This is a genomic window from Solirubrobacter phytolaccae (assembly GCF_027587195.1).
Taxonomy (GTDB): domain Bacteria; phylum Actinomycetota; class Thermoleophilia; order Solirubrobacterales; family Solirubrobacteraceae; genus Solirubrobacter; species Solirubrobacter phytolaccae.
Map to the genome: position 1 here is coordinate 23,460 of NZ_JAPDDP010000038.1, position 22,838 is coordinate 46,297.

At 70.8% G+C, this 22,838-nt stretch carries 23 protein-coding genes; 15 read left to right on the top strand and 8 right to left on the bottom strand.

Annotated elements, in window-relative coordinates; genetic code table 11:
* The first annotated feature begins 230 nt into the window (after nucleotides 1–230).
* From cax to OJ997_RS19910, 4 genes are read left to right on the top strand one after another with little or no spacing between them, the layout of a single operon-like run.
* On the top strand, nucleotides 231–1,361 hold the full coding sequence (gene cax / locus OJ997_RS19895) for a calcium/proton exchanger (protein WP_270026961.1): 1,131 nt from the start codon (nucleotides 231–233) through the stop codon (nucleotides 1,359–1,361).
* A gap of 57 nt (nucleotides 1,362–1,418) precedes the next feature.
* Nucleotides 1,419–2,084: an HAD family hydrolase gene (locus OJ997_RS19900; RefSeq protein WP_270026963.1), complete on the top strand. Its 666-nt coding sequence runs from the start codon at nucleotides 1,419–1,421 to the stop codon at nucleotides 2,082–2,084.
* Nucleotides 2,081–3,367 carry an aminotransferase class III-fold pyridoxal phosphate-dependent enzyme gene (locus tag OJ997_RS19905; protein ID WP_270026964.1) on the top strand — a complete coding sequence of 429 codons (1,287 nt, stop codon included), beginning with the start codon at nucleotides 2,081–2,083 and terminating at the stop codon, nucleotides 3,365–3,367. The genes OJ997_RS19900 and OJ997_RS19905 overlap by 4 nt, the downstream gene beginning before the upstream one ends.
* Nucleotides 3,367–4,017: a GntR family transcriptional regulator gene (locus OJ997_RS19910; RefSeq protein ID WP_270026965.1), complete on the top strand. Its 651-nt coding sequence runs from the start codon at nucleotides 3,367–3,369 to the stop codon at nucleotides 4,015–4,017. Before OJ997_RS19905 ends, OJ997_RS19910 begins: the two co-directional genes overlap by 1 nt.
* On the opposite strand, the gene OJ997_RS19915 is transcribed toward OJ997_RS19910, so the two are convergent.
* Nucleotides 3,992–4,636 (bottom strand): TetR/AcrR family transcriptional regulator, encoded by a 645-nt coding sequence (locus tag OJ997_RS19915; protein ID WP_270026966.1) that lies wholly within the window; start codon nucleotides 4,634–4,636, stop codon nucleotides 3,992–3,994. The genes OJ997_RS19910 and OJ997_RS19915 overlap by 26 nt on opposite strands.
* A 68-nt stretch (nucleotides 4,637–4,704) precedes the next feature.
* Here OJ997_RS19915 and OJ997_RS19920 point away from each other — a divergent pair, with 68 nt between their 5' ends.
* Nucleotides 4,705–5,358 carry a DUF4386 domain-containing protein gene (locus OJ997_RS19920; RefSeq protein WP_270026967.1) on the top strand — a complete coding sequence of 218 codons (654 nt, stop codon included), beginning with the start codon at nucleotides 4,705–4,707 and terminating at the stop codon, nucleotides 5,356–5,358.
* Here OJ997_RS19920 and OJ997_RS19925 read toward each other — a convergent pair.
* Nucleotides 5,355–5,669 (bottom strand): hypothetical protein, encoded by a 315-nt coding sequence (locus OJ997_RS19925; protein WP_270026968.1) that lies wholly within the window; start codon nucleotides 5,667–5,669, stop codon nucleotides 5,355–5,357. The genes OJ997_RS19920 and OJ997_RS19925 overlap by 4 nt on opposite strands.
* A 10-nt stretch (nucleotides 5,670–5,679) precedes the next feature.
* A complete protein-coding gene (locus tag OJ997_RS19930; protein WP_270026969.1) occupies nucleotides 5,680–5,952 on the bottom strand; it encodes a hypothetical protein in 273 nt (90 codons plus the stop codon).
* A gap of 90 nt (nucleotides 5,953–6,042) precedes the next feature.
* Between OJ997_RS19930 and OJ997_RS19935 the strand changes: the two genes are divergently transcribed.
* Nucleotides 6,043–7,203: an acyl-CoA dehydrogenase family protein gene (locus OJ997_RS19935; RefSeq protein WP_270026970.1), complete on the top strand. Its 1,161-nt coding sequence runs from the start codon at nucleotides 6,043–6,045 to the stop codon at nucleotides 7,201–7,203.
* Here the strand turns inward: OJ997_RS19935 and OJ997_RS19940 are convergent.
* Nucleotides 7,200–7,934 (bottom strand): dienelactone hydrolase family protein, encoded by a 735-nt coding sequence (locus OJ997_RS19940; RefSeq protein ID WP_270026972.1) that lies wholly within the window; start codon nucleotides 7,932–7,934, stop codon nucleotides 7,200–7,202. The two genes, OJ997_RS19935 and OJ997_RS19940, sit on opposite strands and share 4 nt — an antisense overlap.
* Nucleotides 7,935–7,945: 11 nt before the next feature.
* Nucleotides 7,946–8,530 carry a hypothetical protein gene (locus OJ997_RS19945; RefSeq protein ID WP_270026973.1) on the bottom strand — a complete coding sequence of 195 codons (585 nt, stop codon included), beginning with the start codon at nucleotides 8,528–8,530 and terminating at the stop codon, nucleotides 7,946–7,948.
* A 36-nt stretch (nucleotides 8,531–8,566) separates the two neighbouring features.
* On the opposite strand from OJ997_RS19945, the gene OJ997_RS19950 reads away from it, so the two are divergent.
* From OJ997_RS19950 to OJ997_RS19975, 6 genes are all read left to right on the top strand, one after another.
* A complete protein-coding gene (locus OJ997_RS19950; protein WP_270026974.1) occupies nucleotides 8,567–9,439 on the top strand; it encodes a DUF8832 domain-containing protein in 873 nt (290 codons plus the stop codon).
* An 11-nt stretch (nucleotides 9,440–9,450) separates the two neighbouring features.
* Nucleotides 9,451–10,026, top strand: coding sequence for a DUF1775 domain-containing protein (locus tag OJ997_RS19955; protein ID WP_270026975.1), 576 nt, complete (start codon nucleotides 9,451–9,453; stop codon nucleotides 10,024–10,026).
* The gene (locus OJ997_RS19960; RefSeq protein WP_270026976.1) at nucleotides 10,023–11,660 is read left to right on the top strand and encodes a copper resistance CopC/CopD family protein; all 1,638 of its coding nucleotides are present in this window, start codon (nucleotides 10,023–10,025) and stop codon (nucleotides 11,658–11,660) included. The genes OJ997_RS19955 and OJ997_RS19960 overlap by 4 nt, the downstream gene beginning before the upstream one ends.
* Before the next feature lie 157 nt (nucleotides 11,661–11,817).
* Nucleotides 11,818–14,097, top strand: coding sequence for an LVIVD repeat-containing protein (locus OJ997_RS19965; RefSeq protein WP_270026977.1), 2,280 nt, complete (start codon nucleotides 11,818–11,820; stop codon nucleotides 14,095–14,097).
* A 67-nt stretch (nucleotides 14,098–14,164) separates the two neighbouring features.
* Complete coding sequence (locus OJ997_RS19970; RefSeq protein WP_270026978.1) at nucleotides 14,165–15,328, top strand: branched-chain amino acid ABC transporter substrate-binding protein; 1,164 nt, start codon at nucleotides 14,165–14,167, stop codon at nucleotides 15,326–15,328.
* Between the two features lie 14 nt (nucleotides 15,329–15,342).
* A complete protein-coding gene (locus OJ997_RS19975; protein ID WP_270026979.1) occupies nucleotides 15,343–15,954 on the top strand; it encodes a hypothetical protein in 612 nt (203 codons plus the stop codon).
* Here the strand turns inward: OJ997_RS19975 and OJ997_RS19980 are convergent.
* Nucleotides 15,949–16,503: a hypothetical protein gene (locus OJ997_RS19980; protein ID WP_270026980.1), complete on the bottom strand. Its 555-nt coding sequence runs from the start codon at nucleotides 16,501–16,503 to the stop codon at nucleotides 15,949–15,951. The genes OJ997_RS19975 and OJ997_RS19980 overlap by 6 nt on opposite strands.
* Nucleotides 16,504–16,760: 257 nt before the next feature.
* Here OJ997_RS19980 and OJ997_RS19985 point away from each other — a divergent pair, with 257 nt between their 5' ends.
* Genes OJ997_RS19985 through OJ997_RS19995 form a run of 3 tightly spaced genes read left to right on the top strand, consistent with a single transcriptional unit; the run spans nucleotide 16,761 to nucleotide 19,451 of the window.
* On the top strand, nucleotides 16,761–17,204 hold the full coding sequence (locus OJ997_RS19985) for an SRPBCC family protein (RefSeq protein WP_270026981.1): 444 nt from the start codon (nucleotides 16,761–16,763) through the stop codon (nucleotides 17,202–17,204).
* 10 nt (nucleotides 17,205–17,214) lie between these two features.
* A complete protein-coding gene (locus OJ997_RS19990) occupies nucleotides 17,215–18,687 on the top strand; it encodes a 3-hydroxyacyl-CoA dehydrogenase/enoyl-CoA hydratase family protein (RefSeq protein WP_270026982.1) in 1,473 nt (490 codons plus the stop codon).
* A complete protein-coding gene (locus OJ997_RS19995; RefSeq protein ID WP_270026983.1) occupies nucleotides 18,672–19,451 on the top strand; it encodes an SIR2 family NAD-dependent protein deacylase in 780 nt (259 codons plus the stop codon). Before OJ997_RS19990 ends, OJ997_RS19995 begins: the two co-directional genes overlap by 16 nt.
* On the opposite strand, the gene OJ997_RS20000 is transcribed toward OJ997_RS19995, so the two are convergent.
* Together OJ997_RS20000 and OJ997_RS20005 are read right to left on the bottom strand one after the other, a co-directional pair.
* Entirely contained in the window at nucleotides 19,413–20,216 is an 804-nt protein-coding gene (locus OJ997_RS20000; RefSeq protein ID WP_270026984.1) for a hypothetical protein, read from the bottom strand. The genes OJ997_RS19995 and OJ997_RS20000 overlap by 39 nt on opposite strands.
* A 23-nt stretch (nucleotides 20,217–20,239) precedes the next feature.
* Nucleotides 20,240–22,732, bottom strand: a complete 2,493-nt coding sequence (locus tag OJ997_RS20005; protein ID WP_270026985.1) for a lytic murein transglycosylase — start codon at nucleotides 22,730–22,732, stop codon at nucleotides 20,240–20,242.
* Nucleotides 22,733–22,838: the final 106 nt, after the last annotated feature.

Consider the following 22,838-nt stretch of genomic DNA (forward strand, 5'->3'; position numbering starts at 1 on the left):
AAAGTCCCGCTATGCGGGAGTTTGGTTCCTCGCCCCCTCGCGACGTCGGCCTGAGCCTTACGAGCAGGGGAACGCACGGCGTTCCCACAGTCCGGGAACCGGACCTCATTTGCCCACAAGCGCGCCGGCCGCGGCGCCCGACGGTGTGCTCGCCGTAGCCGTGGCCGTACCGTCCCTGCTCGGACCTCATAAAACACTCATGTATTAGTGGCGCCTAAGCTGCGCTGCCGATGACCTCGGCGGCTCAGCCCTTCAACTTGCGGCGTTTCCTGTTCAGCGGGTCCGGTTGGCCGTATCTGCTGCTGCCGTTCATCGTGATCGCGGTCGTGCTCGACCTGCTCGAGGCGGACCCGATCCTGGTCTTCTTCGCGAGCGCGCTCGGCGTCGTGCCGACCGCGGCGTTGATGGGGCGGGCGACCGAGGAGCTCGCGCATCGGGCGGGCCCGGGCATCGGCGGGCTGCTGAACGTGACGTTCGGCAACGCGCCGGAGCTGATCATCGCGTTGTTCGCGCTCGAGAAGGGGCTGCAGGAGGTCGTGAAGGCGTCGATCATCGGCTCGATCCTCGGCAACCTGCTGCTGGTGATGGGTGCGGCGTTCCTGATCGGCGGCTGGGGGCGCGAGCGCAACAAGTTCGTGGCCGAAGCCGCCAGCGCGCAGGCGACGATGCTGCTGCTCGCGGTGGTCGCGCTCGTGCTACCGGCGATGTTCCTGATCGCCCAGGGCGGCGAGCTGCCCAAGCTCGGCGAGGAGGCGACGAACTTCCCGGCGAGCGTCGAGCACATGTCGTTCGCGGTCGCGATCGTGCTGCTGATCTCGTACTTCGCCGGGTTGTGGTTCTCGCTCAAGACCCATCACGACGTCTTCAACCCGGACAGCGAGGACGACACGCCCGAGGACGCGTGGAGCGTCAAGCGCAGCGTGGGCATGCTCGCGGGCGCCGGCGTCGCGGTCGGCGTGATGTCGGAGATCCTCGTCGGCTCGATCGAGGAGGCGTCGAAGGGCATCGGGCTCTCGCCGTTCTTCGTCTCGCTGATCATCGTCGCGATCGTCGGAAATGCCGCCGAGCACTGGGTGGCCGTGTACTTCGCCGCCCGCAACAAGATGGACATCGCGATCGGGATCGCGATCGGCTCCAGCGCGCAGATCGCCCTCTTCGTGATGCCGGTCCTGGTGCTGCTGAGCTTCGTGCTCGGCCCGTTCCCGCTCGCGCTCGAGTTCAGCTCGATCGAGATCGGCGCGGTGCTGCTCGCGGTGCTGATCGCCGCGCACGTATCGCAAGACGGCGAGTCCACGTGGTTCGAAGGCGTGCAGCTGCTCGCCGTCTACGTGGTCCTCGGCATCGTCTTCTACTTCGTCTAGCGCGCGTCGGCCGGCGCGGGTTGACGTAGGCCTCCGCATTCAGTTCAATTGTCGACAATGCAACGAAGCGACGAGCGCTGGATCACCTTCGACTGCTACGGGACGCTGCTGGACTGGCAGACGGCGTTCCGCCGGATCCTCGAACCGGTCGCCGACGGGCGGATCGAGGACCTCGTGCACGCGTTCCACGCGGTCGAGCCGGAGGTCCAGCGCGACGCGCCGACCGCGTCCTACAAGGCGATCCTGCTCGAGGGCGTCGCGCGCGCCTCGCAGCGCATCGGGCTCGACCTGGCCCCGGCGGACCAGGAGCGGATCGTCACGGAGTGGGGCACGATCGAGGCCTTCCCGGACACGCCCGGAGCACTGGGCGCGCTCCGCGACGCCGGCTGGAAGCTCGGCATTCTCACCAACTGCGACAACGACCTGTTCGAGTCCACCCGCGCCGCGCTGGGCGTCGAGATCGACTGCGTCGTGACCGCCGAGGAGATCCACAGCTACAAGCCCGCGCTCGGCCACTTCGAGGTGTTCGAGGCGCGGACCGGCGTCGACCGGGCCAACTGGGTCCACGCCGCCGTCGCCTGGTGGCACGACATGGTCCCGGCCCGCGACCTCGGCCTGCGCCGCGTCTGGGTGGACCGCGAGCACTCGGGCCACGACGCCTCGATCGTCACCGCCCACATCCACGACATGGCGAGCCTGCCCGCCACGGTGGCGTCGCTGTGACCGCGCGGGAAGAGCGCGGTGGGGTGGCCGCGGGCGGCGAGACCGCTGTGGGCGGCGGCGGGTCCGTGGTGGGTGGCGACGCCGTGGCCGGCGCGCTGCGCGACGCGGTCGCGCGGTACGTCGCCGCCAACCCCGCCAGCGCCGCGCGGGCCGAGCGCGCGGCGGCCCACCTGCCCGGGGCGAACACGCGCAGCGTCCTGCACTTCGATCCGTTCCCGCTCGCGTTCGCACGGGCGGAGGGCGCGCACCTGTACTCGCTCGACGGCCGCCGCTACACGGACTTCCTCGGCGAGTTCACGGCCGGCCTCTACGGCCACTCGCACCCCGTCATCCTCGACGCCGTCCGCGGCGCGCTCGACCGTGGCCTGAACTACGGCGGCAGCTCGGAGCTCGAGGGCGAGCTGGCTGAGCTCCTGTGCGCGCGCTTCCCGGCGCTGGAGCTCGTGCGCTTCACCAACTCGGGGACCGAGGCGAACCTGATGGCGCTCGCGCTCGCGCTGCACCACACCGGGCGGCGCGAGGTGCTCGTGTTCAAGGGCGGCTACCACGGTGGCGTGCTGGCCTTCGGCGGAGGCGAGCCGAGTCCGGTCACCGTCCCGCACGCCTGGGTGCTCGGCGACTACGACGACGTCGAGGGCACGCGCGCGCTGATCCGCGCGCACCGCTTCGGCGCGATCCTCGTCGAGCCGATGCTCGGGTCCGGCGGCTGCCGTCCCGCCTCGCGTGCGTTCCTGCAGATGCTGCGCGAGGAGGCCACGAAGGCCGGCGCGATGCTGATCTTCGACGAGGTGATGACCTCGCGGCTCGGCCCGCGTGACACGCCCGGCTACGACGGCGTCGTGCCGGACCTGATGACGGTCGGCAAGTACCTCGCGGGCGGGATGTCGTTCGGCGCGTTCGGCGGCCGCCGCGACCTGATGGCCGCCTACGACCCGACGCGGCCCGGTGCGCTGTTCCACGCCGGCACGTTCAACAACAACGTGCTGTCGATGAGCGCGGGCATCGCGGGCCTCACCCAGGTCCTCACCGACGACACGCTCCGAGACCTCAACGCCCGCGGCGACCGCCTGCGCGCCGCGCTCGACCGCGTCGTCACCACCACCGGCCGCGGCTCGCTGATGACGATGCATCCAGCCACCGACGACCTCAAGCAGCTGCTCTTCTTCGAGCTGCTGGACGCGGGCTACTGGATCGCCGCGCGCGGCATGATCGCGCTCAGCCTCGCGATCACGGACGAGGACTGCGAGGCGTTCGCCGCCACCGTCGAGAAGATCCTGGCCTGATGTTGAGCCGGACGCTTCCCACCCAGGTCGCCGACCACATCCGCGAGCGGATCCTGTCCGGCGAGCTCGCGCCGGGCGAGCGGATCATCGAGACCGACCTCGCGGCCGAGTTCGAGGTCAGCCGCCACACGCTCCGCAGCGCGCTGCAGACGCTCACCCACGAGGGCCTGCTCGAGCAGAGCCAGTTCAAGAGCACGCACGTCACCCGCCCCACGGCCGACGACGTGTTCGAGATCTACACGCTCCGCAACGCGCTGGAGGCGATGGCCTGCCGGCTCGCGGCGCAGCGCGCGGGCGACACCACCGGGATGGACGCCGCCGTCACGCGCATGCGCAACGCCGCCCAAGCCGGTGACACACCCGCGATGAAGGTCGCGGACTTCGACTTCCACACCGCGGTGATCGAGCTCGCGGGCCACACGCGGCTGCGCGAGCACTACCGCGCGCTGCACGCCCAGACACGGCTGTACCTGAACCTCACGGCGACCGTCGGCTACGAGCTCGACGAGATCGCCGCCAAGCACGCGGAGCTCGCCGACGCGATCCGCACCGGTGACGCCGCGCGCGCCGAGCAGCTCGGCGGCGGGCACAACACCGCCGACGGCGAGCGCCTGGTCGCGCTGCTCACGGCTCCAGCCCCGCAAGGATGAGCTCGAGCCCGAACGCGAACTCGGTCGCGTAGTCGTAGCCGGCCGTGGCCATCTCGGTCATCACCTCGACCAGGTAGGGGAACGGCGTCATGTCCGGGATCGCCGCCTGCTTGACCTCGATCACCGCCCCGTGCTCCTCGGGGGTATCGAACGGCAGGCTGCGCTCCTGCAGCGCGAAGCCGTAGATGTAGGCGTCGAGCACCGAGGAGGCGTGCACCGCCTCGCGAAACCCGAAGCCCGCTTCGCGCAGGCACCCCATCGTCGCGTTGTGGAAGCGCAGGTTCTCCGGCCCCGGCGCGACCCGTGACTCCATCAGCCCGACCGCCCAGCGGTGGCGGTTAAGGACGTCGCGCATCGAGTGCGCGCGGCGCCGCAGCGCGTCCTTCCAGTCCGCAGCGCCGGGCTCGGGCGCCTCGAGCTCGCCGAAGACGATGTCGACGAGCCCGTCGAGCAGGTCCTCCTTGTTGGCGACGTGGTTGTAGAGCGACATCGCCTCCACGCCGACCGCCGCCGCAACCTTGCGCATCGACAGCGACTCGAAGCCGCCGCCGTCGGCGAGCTCGAGCGCGGCGCCCAGCACGCGCTCGCGGGTGAGTGGCTCACGTCCTCGTGGACTCATCGACTTGACAACCTTACGGCGTAAGCGTACCTTACGCCGTAAGCATACAGCGTAAGTAAGGAGTCGCCATGACCTCGTCCCTCCGCCCTGGCCGCCTCGTCGGCATCCTCTTCGCCCTCACGTTCATCACCGGCATCGCGGCGGTGATCTTCTACGGCGACGACCCGCGCGCCGCGTCCGACACGCGCCTCGGGCTCGGCGCCGTGCTCGAGCTGCTGCTGATCGCCGCCAACCTCGGCACGGCGCTCGCGCTCCTCCCGCTGGTGCGCAAGCAGCAGGCCCTCGCGTTCAGCTACGTCGCCGCACGCGTGATCGAGTGCACGTTCATCGCGATCGGCCTGCTGAGCCTGCTCACGCTGACAAAGACGAGCGACGCCGGCGTCGCGGGCGCCCTCGTCGAGATCAAGAACTGGACGTTCCTGCTCGGCCCGAACCTCGTCGTCGGCATCGGCAACGGCCTCATCCTCGGGACGCTGCTCTACCGCGCCGGCCTGGTCCCGCGCGGGATGGCGCTCGTGGGCATCATCGGCGGCCCGTTGCTCACGCTGGCGGCGGCGGGCGTCATCGTCGGCGTCTTCGACGAGCTGCCCAAGGTGGCCGCGCTGCCCGAGATCGTCTGGGAGGGCTACCTGGCGACGTACGTCGCGATCAAGGGCTTCAAGCTGACGACGGCCGGCGCCCGGGACCGGGCGCCGCTCGTCCAGACGGCGGTCGCCGTCTAGTAGTCGTCGTCGGGATCGGGCTCGAGCTCGTCTTCCTCGACGTCCTCGTCCTCGTCCGGGTCGTCAGGAGCGGAAGACCGGGCACGGCGGGTCTCGAAGGCCTCGACGAGCTCGTCGCGCTTGTGCTCGTCGATCGCGGGGTCGTCGCCGAGCAGGATCCACTCGGAAGCGTCGTCCTCTTCGTCCTCGATCAGCTCGAGGTCCACGTGGGCCGAGTCATCCACGATGAGGACGATCTCGGTCTCGGGATTGAAGTACGTCCCGGGGCGGGTGAGGAGCTCGTCCACGTCGAAGCGTCGGAGGGCTGGCATGGCCGGGAGGCTACCCATCCTGGCGCGTCAGACGCCGCTCGACCTCGGCTTCCACGTCGAGCGGCGGCTCGCCGCGAGCGATGCGGCGGGCGTTGGCCGCCTCCACGAAAGCCCGAACTTCGGCGCGTAGGTCGTTCGTCGAGCGTGGCGCCTCATGGTCGAAGGTGATGTCCGAGCGGCCGATCTGGTCGTAGGTCCCGCGTGCGCCGAACGCCAGCGCCACGGCGACCACCCCGGCGAGTGCCGCCACGGCCACGACCACGATCGGGAGCAGATCCTGCACGAAGGTCAATTGTGCCGTTCGTCTCCAGACCGGGTACTCTTAACCCCTGTTGACTGACCAGTCAATCTGGAGATTTGGCAAGGAGAGCGAATGGTCGATTTCACGCTGACCGACGAGCAGATCGCCCTGCGCGAGATGGCGCACGACTTCGCGGAGAAGGAGATCCGGCCCGTCGCCTGGGAGTTCGACAAAGAGGGCACCTGGCCGCAGGAGATCCTCGAGAAGGCGTGGGAGCTCGGGCTCATGAACGCCCACGTCGAGGAGCAGTACGGCGGCCCGGGCGTCTCTTATCTCGAGGGCTGCCTGATCGAGGAGGAGCTCTGCTGGGGCTGCTCGGGCATCGCGACCTCGATCGGCGCGAACGGCCTCGCCACCGCGCCGCTGGCGATCGGCGGCTCCGAGGAGCTCAAGCGCAAGTACTTCGGCTGGCTCACCGAGGAGCCCGTCTTCGCCTCCTTCTGCCTCACGGAGCCCGACGCCGGCTCGGACGTGTCCGGCATGCGCACCACGGCGACCCGCAAGGGCGACAAGTGGGTCATCAACGGCTCCAAGTGCTTCATCACCAACGGCAGCCACGCGTCGTTCTTCACCGTCTACGCCAAGACGGACAAGGAGCAGGGCCACCGCGGCATCTCCTGCTTCATCGTGCCCAAGGACGACACGGTCACGGTGGACAAGAAGGAAGACAAGATGGGCCAGCGGGCCTCCAACACCGCGACCATCACCTTCAACAACACCGAGATCCCGCTCGATCACCTCATCGGTGAAGAGAACAAGGGCTTCAAGCTGGCGATGATGACCCTGGACCGCACGCGCCCCGGCGTGGCGGCGATGGCCACCGGCATCTCGCGCGCGGCCTTCGAGTTCGCGACGAACTACTCCAAGGAGCGCGTGCAGTTCGGCGTCCCGATCGCCATGCACCAGGGGATCCAGTTCATGATCGCCGACATGGCGACCAAGGTGCACCTGAGCCGCCTCGCCGCCTGGCACTCCGCCGTCCTGCTCGACCAGGGCAAGCGCAACACGCTCGAGTCCTCGCACGCCAAGCGCTACGCGGCCGACTCCGCGATGGAGGTCACCACGGACGCCGTGCAGGTCTACGGCGGCTACGGCTTCATCAAGGACTACCCGGTCGAGAAGCTCATGCGCGACGCGAAGATCATGCAGCTGTACGAAGGCACGTCGCAGATCCAGCGCCTCGTCATCGCCCGCGAGACGCTGCTCCCGCGCCGCGTCGAAGTCGCCGCCTAAGCGGCTTCCAGCTTCGAGATGAATCCCAGGATGCGTTCCCACGCGTCCTGGGACTCGCTCGCGTACTGCTCCGCGCGCCGGTCGAAGAAGGAGTGCGGCGCGCCCGGGTAGACGTGGATCTCGTGCTCCACCGGCAGCGCCGCGTCGAACGCGTCGATCTCGTGCTGCGGGATGCTCTCGTCGTCGCCGGCGAACAGCCCGAGCACGGGCACCTTGGCGTCCGGGGCGCGCTCGATCACGCCGCGGCGGCTGAGGCCGCCGTAGAAGCCGACCGCGCCGGCGAGCCCGGCGTGGCCTTCCGCGGCCTGGTGGAACGACATCGAGCCGCCGAAGCAGAAGCCGACCGTGACGACGCGCTCGGCGTCCAGCGCCTCGATCGCCGCCGCGACGTCCTGCGCGACGTGCTCCGGCGTGGACTGCTCGATGTGCGGCCGCCACTCGAAGGCCTCGTCGCGCGGGCCGAGACCCGCCGTGCGGCCGAAGTAGTCGAATGCGATCGCGGGGTGCCCGGCGGCGGCGAAGCGCTCCGCCAGCTCTTCGTAGAAGCGGAACAGGCCGCGCACGTCGGGGAGGATCACGACGCCGGTCGGGCCCTCGGCACGGGCGAGGTAGGCCGAGAACTCGGTGCCGTCGGTGGAGGTGAGCGTGAGGCGCTCACCGGCGGCGCCGCCGCCGATGACCTGAAAGCCGGGCGGGAGGTCGGGGACGATCGCGTCGAACGGGAAGCACATGGCAAGGCACCTTACGGGCGAGGGGGAAACGCGAAGGACGCGTGCGGCTCCACGTACCCGCCGATCTCGATCACGATCTGCGCTTCGTCGGTGAGCGGGAGCGTGGCGGGATCCTGCTCGACGCGCTCGCCGGCGACGAAGGCCTGGACCGTGCCGGTGAACGAGAGCAGCCGGTGATCGCCGAGGCGCTGACCCCAGACGGCGAACAGGTCGGCGACCGTGAGCCCGCGCTCGTCGAACTCGACGACGCCCGTCGGCTCGAGCGTGCGCACGCGGGCGCGGCAGTCGGCGGCGACGATCCGGTTGTTCTCGTCGCGGCGCGGTGCCTTCAGGCCGATGCCGGCCGGGATCAGCACCGCCTGACGACGGGCGAACAGCTCGACGTGCGCGCGAAAGCGGCCCTGGACCGGGCCGGCCGTGCACGGCTCGGAGGTCGGGCCGGCGGGCGGTGAGAAGCGCGGGCCCGCGCCGATCGGGACCGGGAACACGCCCTGGGCGGTCGGGACGCCCCCGGGCGGGTCGCGCCACTGCTCACGTGGCGTTCCTCCACAGCCCACGAGCAGCACCACGGCGGCCAGCACTGGACGGATTGCCATGGACCGGCGAACGGGCACGGGGCTAATCTTGCCGCGATGGGGTGGAGGTCACAGCGGCTCGCCGCGGTGCTGGTCGCTGGCGCGATGGTCGTCGTCGCGGGCTGCGGCGGCAGTGGCGAGGGCGGTGCCCCCGCGGGTGAGCTGCCCGCGCCGCCGCCGGCCAAGACGTTCGCGATCGCCGACCTGGAGCCGGCCGGCGCGATCGGCGAGGGCGACAAGACCGAGGTCTCGTTCAACGTCCGGCAGCCGTCGGGCAAGCCGCTCACCGGGTACGCCACCGGCGACGGGCCGCACACCGGCGTCCACGTCATGTACGTGCGCAGCGACCTGTCGGAGATCATCCACCGCCATCCGCCGATCGCCCCCGACGGCACGATCGACGACAAGGTCACGTTCAAGGACACGGGCCGCTATCGCATGGTCGTCGACGCCTACCCGAAGCCGTCCGGCGCGCTGAAGAACTTCCAGCTCTTCCGCTGGCTCGACGTCGGCGAGAAGGCACAGGACGAGCCGCTCCCCGCGTTCAAGGCCGAGCAGAAGGTCGACGGCTTCACGGTCCGGATGGAGAGCGCGCCCGACCTGGAGGCGCTCAACGCCTCGCTGATCGACGTCACGGTCACCGATCCCAAGGGCCGCCCGGCCGAGTTCACGCCGTACTACGGCGCGCTCGCCCACGCGATCTTCTTCCGCGAGCAGTCGCTGGACTACTTCCATACGCACGTGTGCGCGCCCGGGACACCCGGCTGCACGAGCACGCTCGGCGGCGCGCAGGTCACGGGCCAGACGGGCGCGCCCGGCAGGCTCTCGGTCGGCGTGCTGCTGCCGGTCGCCGGCACGTGGCGTCTGTTCATCCAGGTCCGCGCGAACGGCAAGCTGTTGACCGCCCCGTTCACGCTCACCGTCAAGTGAGGTACTAGACCATGCCCAGGTGGCTCGTGCCGCCGCTGGCGGTCCTCGCCGCGCTCGTGATCTGCGCGAGCGCGTTCGCGCACCCCAGCCTCAGCCCGCCGCTCGTCGAGCAGGGCGTCAGCCAGCTGTTCACGCTCGCCGTGCCGACCGAGAAGGACGGCGTGACGACGACCCAGATCGAGCTCACGCCGCCGGAGGGCTTCGCGATCGAGGCGTTCGTGCCCGCGCAGGGTTGGAAGCGGACGGCGGACCAGTCGGGCAGCGGCGAGGACGTCGTGATCCGCAAGGCGACGTTCACCGGCGGCGCGACGCCGTCGGGCGAGGCCGCGGTGATCCAGTTCGTCGGCTACGCCACCGAAGCCTCCGCCTACGACTTCCGCGTCCGCCAGACCTACTCGGACGGGACGGTCGTGAGCTGGACGGGCGAGCCGAGCTCCGAGACGCCCGCCGCGCGGGTCGAGGCGAAGGCGCAGATCGGCGGCGGCAGCGGCTCGCTCGCGATCATCGCGTTCGTGATCGCCACCGCCGCGCTCGTCGCCGGCGCGATCGCACTCCTGCTGCAGGCTGGGAACCGCGACCTGGCGTGAGGCGCGCGGCGCTCATCGCGCTCGTCGTCCTGCTCGCCCTCCCCGCGGCGGCGTTCGGCCACGCCACGCTGATCCGGAGCACCCCCGGGTCCAGCGGCGTCGTCAACACGCCGCCGAGGACCGTCACGCTCGAGTTCTCGGAGCCCGTCGAGGCGCGCTTCGCGTCCGTGTCGGTCACCGACGCGCCCGGCAACCAGCTCCGTGACGGGCGTCCGACCGCCGAGGGCAACACGCTCGTCGTCCCGATCAAGGAGGTCGGGGAGGGCTGGTACCTCGTGTACTGGCGCGTCGTCTCCACGGACGGGCACCCGATCCGCGGCGCGTTCACGTTCGCGGTCGGCCCGAACCCGGGCCCGTCGCCGGAGTTCAAGATCCCCTCGATCTCGGAGACCGCCGCGACGCCCGGGCTGGTCACGGCGCGCTGGATCGTCCTGCTCGCCGCGATGGCCGCGATCGGCCTGTTCGTGTTGCGCCTCCTGACCGCCCGGCCGGCCGGGGATCTGCGCAACGTCACGAAGGCGTTCGGCGTGGCGAGCGCGGTCGCACTCGTGGTCGCGCCCGTCTACCTCGTGATGTCGACGGCGCAGTTCTCCTTGCGCAGCGCCTTCGACCTGGGCGAAGTGCTGCCGCTGCTCGACGGGACCGAGTTCGGCAAGGGCTTCATCCGGCTCGAGCTGTGCTTTGCGCTGTTCGTGGCCGCCGCCGGGATTGCGATCTGGCTCGACGACCCCGCCCGCCCGCGGCGCACGATCGCCGACCTGCTCGCCACGACCGGCGCGCTGCTCGCCGCGGCCGGCGTCCTGCTCATCCCCGGCACGTCCGGCCACCCGGGCACCGCCGAGCCGCGCGGGCTCGCGATCGTGCTCGACGCCGTCCACCTCGGCGCGGGGTCGATCTGGATCGGCGGGCTGATCGGGCTCCTCATCCTCTGGCGCAGCCGACAGCTCGCGCTCGCCGTCCGGCGCTTCTCAGCCGTCGCGCTGTACGCCGTCGGCGTGCTGGTCGCGACCGGCATCTGGGCGTCGATCGTGCATCTGCCGACGCTCGCCTCGCTGTGGGAGACGGGCTACGGGCAGGCGCTGCTGGTGAAGATGGCGCTGCTCGTGGTCGCGGTGGTCCTGGCCGCCGTGAACCTGCTGCGCACGAAGACCCGGCTGCTGGCCGGGGAGCGGCAGTCGCCGCGGTTCGTCGGCGGGGAGGTCGTGCTGATCGCCGGCGCCGTGTTCGCGGCCGCGATCGTGACGAGCCTCGCCCCACCCGCCAAGGCGATCGCCGAGATCGGCAAGCCGGCCGCCGAGGTCGGGCCCGGGCCGGTCGACAAGACGGTCGAGCGCGACGGCTACGAGATCACCTTCGGCCTCACTCCGAACCGGGCCGCGACGCAGAACCAGGTGAGCATCGCCGTGCGCAAGGACGGCAAGCCCGTGACCGGCGCGGCGGTGACCGAGAGCTTCGCCATGCTGGACATGGAGATGGGCCGCCAGGAGTACGAGCTGACCGAGACCGCGCCCGGCACGTACGGCCGCGAGACGTCCGCGCTCGTGATGGCCGGCCGCTGGGGCCTGACCGTCCGCGTGGAGCCGCCCGGCGCCGAGCCGTTCACCGTGACCGTCCTCGACCACGCCGACGGATGACCAAGAAACTGCTCTTCGCGCTGCTGGCGCTCGCCCTCGGGATCCTCGCGTTGACGCTGGCGTTGATGCTTGTCAACGCCGGGTTCCGTTGACCGGGCCTTTAGGTCCCAGTTAGTCTCGGTCCAAATCACCCGGGGTCAAACGGAGGGGGATGTACATGCGTAGTGCCTTGGGGGCGTTGCTGACGGCAACGGTCCTGATGGTGGGATCTTCGACGGCGCTGGCGGCTGGACCGCCCGCGACGCCTGCCGACGACGCGGCCACCCAGGCCAAGACGACGGCGGCGACCGTCGCGCGCGCCAAGGAGATCGCGGCCGATCTGAAGACCGCGTCCGACGCGGCCGCCGCCGCTTCCGCCGCGGATCCGGACAACGTCGACAAGCGGGCCGCCGCCGCCGCGGCCTTGGCCAAGTACGCGACGGCCGACGCCGACGCCAACGCCGAGCAGAAGTCGCTCGAGGGCGTCAACGGTGGCGTCGCGACCGAGGGGTCGATCGACCCGAAGCATCCGGCGGACGTGCACAACCCCGCCGCGGGTGCCGTCAAGTCGGACAACATCGAGTGGGTCTCGAACAGCCGCGGCCTGCCGAACCAGGTGCAGAAGCCGACCAACGCGAACGGCAACTACGCCGGCGCGACGTTCATGCACTACGAGGGCCTGGGCTACGACTTCATGCTCGGCGACGGCACGGGCGGCCTGTCGATCTGGTCGCTCAAGGATCCCGAGAAGCCGCTGTTCGTCGGTGGCGTGAACTCCAACGACCTACGCCAGCCGGCCGACGCGCACGGCCCCGAGGACCCGCTCCTCACCGACCCGGCCAGCAACACGCGCGGCTTCTACGAGGGTGAGAACCCGACGGTCGACTCGCGCCGCAAGCTCGCCTACCTGGCCCGGGACCCGCGCTCGTGGGGCGCCGGCCACCCGAACGGCCGCACCGGCCTCTACATCATCGATGTCAAGGACCCGTGGAAGCCGAAGGTCGTCACCTACCACTGGGTGCCCGCCGGCCACACCGCGACCTGCATCAACGACTGCCGCTACATCTGGAGCGTCGGCCCGGCCAACAACGGCTCCAAGGTGGGCAGCACGCCACAGGACGTCGCCGGCGTGCTCCACCCGGAGTGGTCGGGCGTCCCGGCGTTCGTGACCGACGTGCGTGACATCAACCACCCGTACACGTACGCCAAGCCGGTCGACGCGGGCCGTAACAACAACAAGACGGCCTACACGCACTCCGTCGACGTCGACCAGCACGGCCTGGCGTGGACGTCCGGCTTCGGTGGTGTCCGCGGCTACTACACGTCCGGCAAGCACCTCGACCCGACCACGGGCGTGGAGCGCCAGGCGACCGCGACCGACCCGATCCCGTACGCGGGTGGCTCGGTGCCGTCGCTCGAGACCCCGGCGCAGTACGCGCAGGTCTCGCTCGAGCACAACTCCTACCACCGCACGCAGGCGGCTTCGGACACGTCCTCGCCGACCGTCACGACCGCCTCCGGGCGCACGCTCAACAAGAGCGACCTGCAGTACGTCACGCAGGAGAACGTGATCACCTGCACCCGGACGGACGGCGGCGGCCCCGGCCGCTTCGTGATCGCCAACCTCGCCGGCTCCTACACCGGCAAGGCGTGGGACCCGACGCTCGACGCGGCCGACCCGAACAAGCGCTACTTCATCGAGAAGCTGGACGACTACACGCCGCTCGGCCAGCCGGGCGACCTGCCCAACGGCTCGTGCTCGGCGCACTGGTTCACGGTGCAGGGCGACATGGTCGCGATCGGGTTCTACGCCCAGGGCACGCGCATCCTCGACGTGTCCGACCCGACGGACATCAAGCAGTCCGCGTACCTGCGCATCCCGTCCGCGACCGGCCAGCTGGCCACCAACGCGTCCGCGGTGTACTGGCACAACGGCTACCTGTACGTCGCCGACTACACCCGCGGCATCGACGTCCTGCGCTACAAGGACCCGATCAAGGGCGTCGTCCAGCCGAAGGTGTGCTGGAACGCCTGCGACGACTCGCAGACGCCGGCCAAGACGACGAGCGTGACCACGCCCGTCGGAAACGGCCCGGGCGGCACGGTCCCGGCGACGCTGTCGCTGGCGCTCGGCACGCCGGCCGCGTTCGGCGCGTTCACGCCGGGCCTCGCGAAGGAGTACACGGCGAGCACCGACGCGACCGTGATCTCCACGGCCGGTGACGCGACGCTCGCCGTCGCGGACCCGAGCACGACCGCCAACGGCCACCTGGTCAACGGCGCGTTCGTCCTGCCGCAGCCCCTGCAGGGCCTGGGCACCGTGAAGACGTACACGGGCCCGGTCTCGAACGACAAGCCGGTCATCACGTTCAAGCAGGCGATCGGCAACACCGACGCGTTGCGGACCGGGACGTACAGCAAGACGCTGACGTTCACGTTGTCCACGAGCAACCCGTAGGTACCTTTGATGCGGGCCGCCTTCACGGGCGGCCCGCATCGCGTTTGGAGCAAGAGGAGAAGTGTTCATGCGTAGGAGCGCCATCGCGCTCGCGCTGATGGCGGCAGTCGTTGTCGCAGGATGCGGCGACAAGAAGGACAAGCCGGAAGCGGCGCAACTCAAGGGCGCCGTGGCCATCGGGGTGCTCGCCCCGACCTCGGGCACGCAGTCGGCGCGCGGCGCGGACCTCATCGACGGCGCCAAGCTGGCCGCCGGGGAGCTCAACGCCAAGGGTGGCGTGCTCGGGCACAAGGTCGAGCTGCAGCCCGTCGACGACGCGTGCGAGCCGTACATCGCGTACGAATCGGCCAAGACCTTCGTCACCGACGGGGGCGGCGCGATCGGCGTGATCGGGGGTGTGTGCGACGAGGTCGCCGAACGCGAGGTCTCGACGGTCGACGCGACCGAGAAGCCGTTCCTGGTCACCTCGGCGACGGCCGACGGGATCGTGAGCGAGAAGACCCCGTTCACGTTCCAGATGAACGGCACCCTCTACCAGCAGGCGCTGTCCTCGGTGTTCTGGATGAACTACGAGGAGACCGAGCGGCTGGCGGTCGTGCAGGACGAGTCGGCCGAGTCCAAGTCGATCGCCAAGCAGGCGATCGGGCTGCTCGAGGGGCAGCCGAAGCTCGTCTCGCTGCAGACCGTGGAGCCGAAGGGCCCGAAGGTCAAGACGATCGCCAAGGCCGCGATCGCCGCCAAGCCGGACCTCGTGCTGTGGACGGGCAGCGCTCAGGGAGGCGGCGAGCTCGTGGCCGCCCTGCGCGAAGCCGGCTTCAAGGGCAAGTTCACCGCGACGGCGGCGTCCGAGGCGCCGGAGTTTCTGTCCGCGGCCGGCCCGGCGGGCGAGGGCGCGACGGTGATGGCCACCGGCTCGCCCCAGAACACGCCGACGGCGGAGACGTTCCGGGCCGCGTTCAAGGCCAAGTTCAACCGCGAGCCCGGCTTCGACGCGCAGCAGGCGTACGACGCCGTGCAGGTGCTCGCCCACGCCGCCAATCGGGCCAAGAGCACGGACAGCGCGAAGATGGTGGCCAAGCTCACCGAGCTCGACCCGAAGTTCTCGAACGCCCTCGGTGTCGTGCGGTTCGCGCCCGACCACACGCTGCTCTACGACAACCGCGTCATCCTGAAGGTGAAGGACGGGAAGTTCACCTGGGACCGCTCGCTGCGCACCGATTCGCTGGGGTGAGAAGGCTCGCCGCGTTGGTCGCGGTTCTCCTGTGCTTGCCCGGCGGCGTCGCGTTCGCCGACGGTGACCCCGCCAGCGACGTGCTCGCCTCCGCGCGCGTGTTCTGGCCCTACAGCGTCAAGGTCCCGAAGGAGAGTCGCGAGCGTCTGAACGAGACGGTCAAGGCGGTCACCCGCAACGGCCTGCCCGTGCGCGTCGCGATGGTGCAGAACGAGTTCGACCTCGGCTCGGTCGGCGTGCTCTTCGGGCACCCGCAGGACTACTCGAAGTTCCTCGCCCAGGGGCTGGCGAACTTCAACCGTGACTGGGTGATCGTCGTGATGCCCGGCGGCTACGGCGTCTACCACTGCGTGCCGATCAAGCGGGCCGAGGGCTACCTCGACCCGTGCGAGAAGGAGCTCCCGACCGGCGCAGACCAGAAGCGCCTGCGGACGCTCGCGCCGGTCTCGAAGTCGGGGGTCGACATGGCCACAGCCGCCGAGCAGGCCGTGCGCACGTTCGCCGAGGGCCGCGGCGTGTCGGCGGACAGCGGTGGCGGTGTCGGCGTGGTCGCGCCGGTCGCCGGGTCCATCGTCGGGATCCTGCTCGCCCTGGCGTTCTTCGCGCGCCGCGGCGTCAAGTCATGAGGGCGGCGCGGCGACTCGTGTGATCGCGAATCGATTGCGTGGCGCGTCGGTGACCGTCCACGTCCAGCCGCCGGACGTCTGGGTCGCCCGAACCCAGCCGGCTCCGAGTGATGTGTCGACCACGACGCCGCTCTCGAGCTCCACGCGACGGATCGACCGGTTCGCGTCCGGCTGGTCGGCGGGGTCGAAGCCGTAGTAGGCGAATCGCCCGTCGATCGACGGGCCCAGGAAACCCGCGCCGCCGCGTGGCGCGTCGCAGTCTTCGTCGAGCACGTGCAGCTTGCGTGGGTTGAGGTCGTAGAGCGCGATTGCGGACTTGGGGAACACGACGCTCGACCGGTTGCCGCAGGCGTCGGGCTCGGGGAGGTACGCCCAGCCGACGATGGCGCGGTCCCCGACAGCGTCGATCGTGCGCGGACCGACGTTGCCCTCACCGACCTGCGTGTGCGCGAACCCCCGCGGGCGCGGGAGCCGTTGCTCGCGGTACCGGTGGAGCGTCGCCGAGATCAGGTGAGGCAGCTGTCCGCGCCGCTCCTGGCGTGCGAACACAAGCCGGTGACGAGCCGCCCGCGGGCGTCGAGGCCGAGGTCGGCATCGAACGGTGCTGGACGGGACCGGTTGGCAAGGTCTCCTTGCGGCCGGCGTGCCAGAGCACCAGCCTGAACGCGCGGCCGTCGAAGTGGCTCCAGGCGGCGTAGCCGGCGTGGGTTGTGATCGGCGTGATCCGCTTCTCGAGCGCGATTCGCTCGGCCCGGGCGGGCGGCGCGGCGCATGCCCAGACGAGCAGGTTCGCTACAACGGCGGTCGTGAAAGTGGTGCGCGCGGTCATCGTGGTGGAGTCGTCGGGCATCGAGGCCGAGCAGCTCTGGCACGATCGTTCCCGCTGGGCGTCCTGGATAGACGGCTTTGCGCATTTGGAGAAGCTCGAGGGCGAGTGGCCGGAGGTGGGCGCGCGGCGCGTGTACTCCTCGCACGTGACCGGGCGGGCGCTCGTGTCCGAGAAGGTCATGCGGCTGGAGGCGGGCTCCGGGCTGACACTGATCGTCGAGGACGAGCGGACGACCGCGACGCAGCGCGTGCGCTTCGAGAGCGACGGCGCGCGCACGCGGATCACGGTCGAGGTCGAGGCGCAGCCGAAGGAGAAGATGCCGCCCGGGCAGCGCTGGTGGTGGCGGCGCAAGTGCGGTGAGTCGCTCGCGCGAACGCTGCAGCGGTTCTCGTACGAGTTGGCGGCCGACGCGGATCGCTAGGGTCGAAGCCATGTTCGTGTTCAAGGCGGCGGTGGTCGGGACGGGCGCGCTGGGGGACGAGATCGCGGGCGCGATCGAGGCCGCCGGGGTGCCGGTCGTGCACGTGGAGACCGGGTCCTACGACGGGCTCGGGGACGTCGACTTCGTGATCGAGGCGGGCGAGGACGACCTCGGCGCCAAGCACGAGGCGTTCGCGTGGCTCGATGCGCGGACGGCGGGCCGCGCGGTCTTGGCGTCCGCGACCGCGGGGTGCTCGATCACCGAGGTCAGCGGCGTCACGTTGCGGCCGGAGAAGGTCGTCGGCTTCCACTGGTTCCCGGGCAAACGCCTGGTCGAGGTCATCGAGGGTGACGACACGTCCGAGGCGACCGTGCAGGCCGCGCTCAGCTTCGCGCAGACGCTGCGCAAGACCGCGGTGCGGTGCGCGGACACGCCCGGCCAGATCGTCGCGCGGGTGACGGCGGCCGCCGAGCCGCTGGTCGAGGCGTGCGCGGTGGTCGAGGAGGGTGTCGCGGGCGTGCGCGAGGTCGACACGGCGCTCGCGCTCGGCGCGGACGTGAAGCCCGGCCCGTTCGCGGCGGCCGACCGGGAAGGGCTCGACGAGGTGCTCGCGCGGCTGCCCGACCCTCCCGTCCTGCTCCGCCGGCTCGTCGCCGCGGGGCGGCTGGGCCTGGTCTCCGGGCAGGGCTTCTACCCGTACCCGCAGCCGGCGAAGGGCTACGAGGACGCGGTCGTCAAGCTCGAGTGGCGTGACGACGTCGCGGTCGTCTGGCTCGCCAACCCGCCCGCGAACTCGCTGGCGCCGGCGACGATCGCCGCGCTCCGCCGCGCCTGGAACGACCTGCGCGACCGGGCACGGGCGATGGTGCTCGCGTCCGCGAACCCGGCCCTGTTCTGCGCGGGCGCGGACATCAAGGCGTTCACGACCTGGGACGCGGACAGCGCCCGCGCGCACCTGGAGGAGATCCACGCACTCGCGCGTGAGTGGGAGCGCTCGCCGGTCGTGACGATCGCGGCGGTGAACGGGCTCGCGTTCGGCGGCGGCTGCGAGATCGCGATGGCCTGCGACTTCCGCCTCGCCGCGTTCTCGGCCACCTTCGGGCAGCCCGAGGTCAACCTGGGGATCATCCCGGGCTTCGGCGGCACCCAGCGGCTGGCGCGGCTCGTCGGCCCGGCCAAGGCGCTCGAGCTGAACCTGCTCGGCGAGCCGATCTCCGCCGAGGCGGCGTTCGAGCACGGTCTGGTGAACCGCGTCGTCGACGACCACGAGCTCTTCGACACCGCGCTCGCCTGGGGCCGCAAGGCCGCCGGCCAGGCCCCGGTCGCGCTCGCGCAGATCAAGCGCGTGTCCGCGCACGCGGACCTCGACGCGGGCCTCGCGGCCGAGGTCGACGGCTTCGTCGAGGCGTTCACTTCGGACGACGCGCGCGAGGGCATCGGCGCCTTCATCGAGAAGCGCAAGCCGGAGTGGCGCGGGCGGTGACCGGGGCGGAGCGGCTGGCCGAGCTGATCGGCACCTCCGGACCGGTGGTGGCGCTGACCGGCGCGGGCATCTCCGTGCCCTCCGGCATCCCGGACTTCCGCACGCCGATGACCGGCCTGTGGGAGAACGTCGACCCGATGGAGGTCGCGCACATCTCCGTCTGGCGTCGCGACCCCGCGCGCTTCTGGTCCTTCTACGGCCAGCGCTTCGCCGCGCTCGACGGCAAGCAGCCCAACGGCGCCCACCGCGCCTTGGTGGAGCTGGAGCGCCGCGGCCTGCTCACTGGCGTCATCACCCAGAACATCGACGGCCTGCACGCCCGCGCCGGCACGGCCGACCCGGTCGAGGTGCACGGGTCGATCCGCACCGCCTCCTGCCTGCGCTGTGGCCAGTCGTTCTCCCTGGAGGAGACGCGCCGCCGCCTGGACGAGGAAGCCGACGGCGTCCCTTTGTGCGACTGCGGCGCGCCGCTGAAGCCCGACGTCGTCCTGTTCGGCGAGTTCCTCCCGGAGGACGCGATCAACCAGGCCACCGCCCTCGCGTCGACGGCGGGCCTGATGCTCGCGATCGGCTCGTCCCTGGAAGTCCACCCGGTGGCGGGCCTGCCCGCGGACACCCTCCGCAACGGCGGCCGGTTGGCGATCGTCACGATGGGCGCGACGCCCTACGACGACGAGGCGACCGTCAAGCTCTCAGGTGACGTCGTCGCCGAGCTCGATGCCGTTCTAGCCGCCCTCGGCGGCGTAGATCGCACGAGCGCGTAGCGCCGCCTCCAGCCGTTCGAGCGCGTCCGAGAGCCCTTCGAGCGCGGTCGCCTCGAGCGTCCCCTCGCGGGCGGACGCTGCAGCCTGAGCGACGGTCTCGCGCAGACCATCAAGCTCCACTAGACGCTGAGACATGTCTCCCTGCTCGCGCCAGCCGGCCAGCTCGGCGAGCGCCGTGATGAGCGCCGCCTCCAGCTGGAGCGCCGTCTCGCGGACGCGACCAAGGTCCAGGTCCTGGCGCGCCCGAAGGGTCAGGTCTTCGCAGGCGAGGATCGCGTCGCGGCCCGAGAGCAGCGCCGCCAGGCGATCGGTGGGGCGGTGCTTGGAGCGCTTGGAGCCACGCTGGCGCGGGGTGGGCGCGTCGAGCTCGCGCGCCTCGGTCCACTCGCCGTCGGCGACCTGCTCACCGCTGCCGTAGCCGACGCGGGTGCGCCAGGCGCGGGACAGATCGAGGTCGGCGAGGTACGGGTCGGCGGAGGCGACGCGGAACGAGCGGACCAGCCGGTTGAGGGTCTCGGGGCCGAACGACGGGAGGCCGGCGGAGCGGAGCCACTCCGAAGCGGTCGCGTCGTCGAACAGCGGGTCCGCGTCGATCACCGTCACCCGCGTCACGGGCACGGTGTCGCGTGGTTCGCGGCGCCCCACGCGGCGGGGCGCCGTTCCTTCCGAGATGACGACGACCGCCTGCGCGTCGTCACCGGCGTAGCGGCGGACGACGTAGCGGCCGGGTGGCGGCCCGAGGCGGCCGGGCCACTCCCACTGCACGAAGCGGAAGCGGCGCTCCTCGATCAGTCCGTGCCGGTCGGGTCGACTTTGAGGGCGGACTTCGACGGGTTGAGCGGGACGATCGGGTTGTCGATCTCGCCCAGGCGCTCGATCAGGCGGCCCCACTGGTCCGGCTTGAGGACCGCCGTGAGCTCCTTGGACGCCTCGGAGTTCGGGCCGTGCTGGGCCGCGAACCCGACGTGGATGTGATCGTCGTGGTCGCCCATGGCCAGGGTGTTGTCCGCGCCCTCGAACTTCATCAGGGAGATGATCTGGTGCGGCTTCATGTTGCCCTGGAGGGTCAGGAGCGACTGGATGACCTGCTCGGTGATCGAGCCCTTGCCCTGGGTGCTCGGGGAGATCGTCGTGCCGTTGATCGCGGCGATGTCCATCGCGCTGCCGATCGAGTGCTCGGACACGTTCCCCGAGGCGGTCAGGTAGGAGTGGCCGCACTGCAGCGACGAGATCGTCGGGTTGAAGCCGTTGGCGACGAGGAACTCGAGGGTCGCGAGCACGCGGCGGTCGATCGCGCCGGCCTGGATGTCCTGGCGCCCGCAGCCGTAGATCGTGATCTTCGGGTTGTTCAGGACGCGCTGGATCAGCGAGTCCTTGCTCATCAGCAGGATCTGGCCGACCGTCGGCGCGGCGGAGTCGGTGGCGACGAACGGGTTCTCACCCTGCGCGCGGTAGATCGCCGTGGACTCGAGCAGCTTCCAGCCGTCGAGGATCGGCTTCGGGTCGATGCGCGGGGCGCCGCTGCCGGCCGGGCGGATCTCGAAGCGCACGTGCGGGTGCGTCTTCGAGGACGCGGTGCCGATGCGGCCGAGCACCGTGCCGGCGGGCACCTGCGAGCCGACCTTGAGGTTCTTGATGACGATCTGGTCGCGCCCGAGGCCGAGCGCCTCGGCGGGCGTGAGCGCGCCGTCGACGCGGCCCGTGCGCAGGAACTCCTGCTGGGCGCCGCCGGCGACGGAGGCGTTCACGCGCGTCGGGTTCGCGAACAGGCGCTGCTTGACGGGCGCCGCGGCGGCGGGAGCGATCGCGTCCGTGGCCGCCTCGAGGCCGGACGAGGCGTCGGCCTCGATCGTCTTGGACTTCGGCGCGGGACGGTCGGTGCTGGAGGCGGCGACCGTCGGCTTCTTGTCCTTGGGCGCTTCGGCGAGCATCCGCTTGACCTCGGCCGGGTCCACCTTCTGCGGCTTGGGCGCGGCGTAGCGCTGCGAGACCTTGGCGAGGCGGCCGTACGTGTACGTGTTGCCGTACGCGTCCTGGACCTGGATGAACCGACCGAGGCGCTCGGAGACGCCGATCTTGGTCACCTGCACGTCGCTGACCGCGACGACCGGGGCGCCGGCGTCCGCATAGATCGACAGGCCCGTGCGGTTCGCGTTGCCCTCGACGACGGCCTTCTTGCCCGTCTTCTTCGAGAGGTTCTCGGTGTCGACCTCGTTGGCGTACGTCGCCTTCGACGCGACCGGGAAGCGGCCCTCGGTCAGGCCCGTGAGCGAGGAGACGAGGCTCTCCGGCATGCCGCCGATCACCTGCGCGCGCAGGAGGACGGAGTCCACGTACCAGTCCGCGTGGTTGTAGGCCCACACGGCGGCGCGGAGGTCCTTGTCGGCGCCCGCGGCCTTCAGGTAGCGCGCGGCGGAGAAGATCGCGTCGACCGGGTTGTACGGATCGGCGAGGCCGTCCTTGTTGCCGTCCACGCCGTACGCCTTCCACGTGGCGGGCATGAACTGCATCCAGCCCTCGGCGCCGGCGCTGGAGGTGACGCCGTTCAGGCGGCCGTAGTTCGTCTCGATCTCGTTGATCGCGGCGAGCACTTCCCAGCGGATCCCGTACTCGGTGCCGGCCGCCTGGTAGATCGGCAGCAGGAACGGCGGGATCTTGAACTTGTCGATGAAGAAGTTCGGCACGCCCGCCTTCGCGGCGCCGGGCTCGGCGACCGACAGCGACGGGTCGTCCGGCGACGGCGGGTCCACCTGGTCGTCCGGGACGGGCGTGGGGGTCGGCGTGGGCGTCGCGACCTTGCCCGCGAGCGACTCCGTGTTCGCCTCGCCGGTGCCCTTGTTGGCGTCCTGGTCCGCGGGCTCGTCCGCTTCCTGCTTGTCGTCCGCCGGCTTGTCCTTCTTGCCGGTGTCGTAGTCCGAGTCCTTCTTGCCGCCGCCCTTGCTCGAGTTCGGCGCGGGCGTCGTCGTCGGGTTCGGCGCGGGGGTGGGCGTCGCGGTCGCCGTCGGCACCACGGTCACGACCGGCGGGGCGGTCGCGGTCGGCGTCGGGGTGCTGTCCGTCGACCCGAGGTCCACGATCGAGGCGATCGGGGCCGGCAGACCGGGGATCTGCAGCTGGTCGACAGGCGTTCCGGGCGGGATGTCCACCGTGATCGTGAGCTGCTGGCCGGTCACCAACGTCACACGCACGTAGTGCATCTCGGCGTGGGCGCTCGTCACGAAGATGCCCGCGTAGAACGCGGACGTAGCGAGAGCGATGGCGAACGGGCGGCGTGAGTTCATGAACCGGCGGCCGGGGACTGGACACCCCGGAGTGTTGGGCAAGCTAGCGGCATCTGGTGTCTGCAACAACGAAGAACGGGTAATCGTGACGATTCTGTTGGTCGCG

What these genes read in the sequence shown, in the direction of transcription:
- cax (WP_270026961.1), top strand. Translation starts at nt 231, where the DNA reads ATGACCTCGGCGGCTCAGCCCTTCAACTTGCGGCGTTTCCTGTTCAGC.
- OJ997_RS19900 (WP_270026963.1), top strand. Translation starts at nt 1,419, where the DNA reads ATGCAACGAAGCGACGAGCGCTGGATCACCTTCGACTGCTACGGGACG.
- OJ997_RS19910 (WP_270026965.1), top strand. Translation starts at nt 3,367, where the DNA reads ATGTTGAGCCGGACGCTTCCCACCCAGGTCGCCGACCACATCCGCGAG.
- OJ997_RS19915 (WP_270026966.1), bottom strand. Translation starts at nt 4,636, where the DNA reads ATGAGTCCACGAGGACGTGAGCCACTCACCCGCGAGCGCGTGCTGGGC.
- OJ997_RS19920 (WP_270026967.1), top strand. Translation starts at nt 4,705, where the DNA reads ATGACCTCGTCCCTCCGCCCTGGCCGCCTCGTCGGCATCCTCTTCGCC.
- OJ997_RS19925 (WP_270026968.1), bottom strand. Translation starts at nt 5,669, where the DNA reads ATGCCAGCCCTCCGACGCTTCGACGTGGACGAGCTCCTCACCCGCCCC.
- OJ997_RS19935 (WP_270026970.1), top strand. Translation starts at nt 6,043, where the DNA reads ATGGTCGATTTCACGCTGACCGACGAGCAGATCGCCCTGCGCGAGATG.
- OJ997_RS19940 (WP_270026972.1), bottom strand. Translation starts at nt 7,934, where the DNA reads ATGTGCTTCCCGTTCGACGCGATCGTCCCCGACCTCCCGCCCGGCTTT.
- OJ997_RS19945 (WP_270026973.1), bottom strand. Translation starts at nt 8,530, where the DNA reads ATGGCAATCCGTCCAGTGCTGGCCGCCGTGGTGCTGCTCGTGGGCTGT.
- OJ997_RS19950 (WP_270026974.1), top strand. Translation starts at nt 8,567, where the DNA reads ATGGGGTGGAGGTCACAGCGGCTCGCCGCGGTGCTGGTCGCTGGCGCG.
- OJ997_RS19955 (WP_270026975.1), top strand. Translation starts at nt 9,451, where the DNA reads ATGCCCAGGTGGCTCGTGCCGCCGCTGGCGGTCCTCGCCGCGCTCGTG.
- OJ997_RS19965 (WP_270026977.1), top strand. Translation starts at nt 11,818, where the DNA reads ATGCGTAGTGCCTTGGGGGCGTTGCTGACGGCAACGGTCCTGATGGTG.
- OJ997_RS19970 (WP_270026978.1), top strand. Translation starts at nt 14,165, where the DNA reads ATGCGTAGGAGCGCCATCGCGCTCGCGCTGATGGCGGCAGTCGTTGTC.
- OJ997_RS19990 (WP_270026982.1), top strand. Translation starts at nt 17,215, where the DNA reads ATGTTCGTGTTCAAGGCGGCGGTGGTCGGGACGGGCGCGCTGGGGGAC.
- OJ997_RS20005 (WP_270026985.1), bottom strand. Translation starts at nt 22,732, where the DNA reads ATGAACTCACGCCGCCCGTTCGCCATCGCTCTCGCTACGTCCGCGTTC.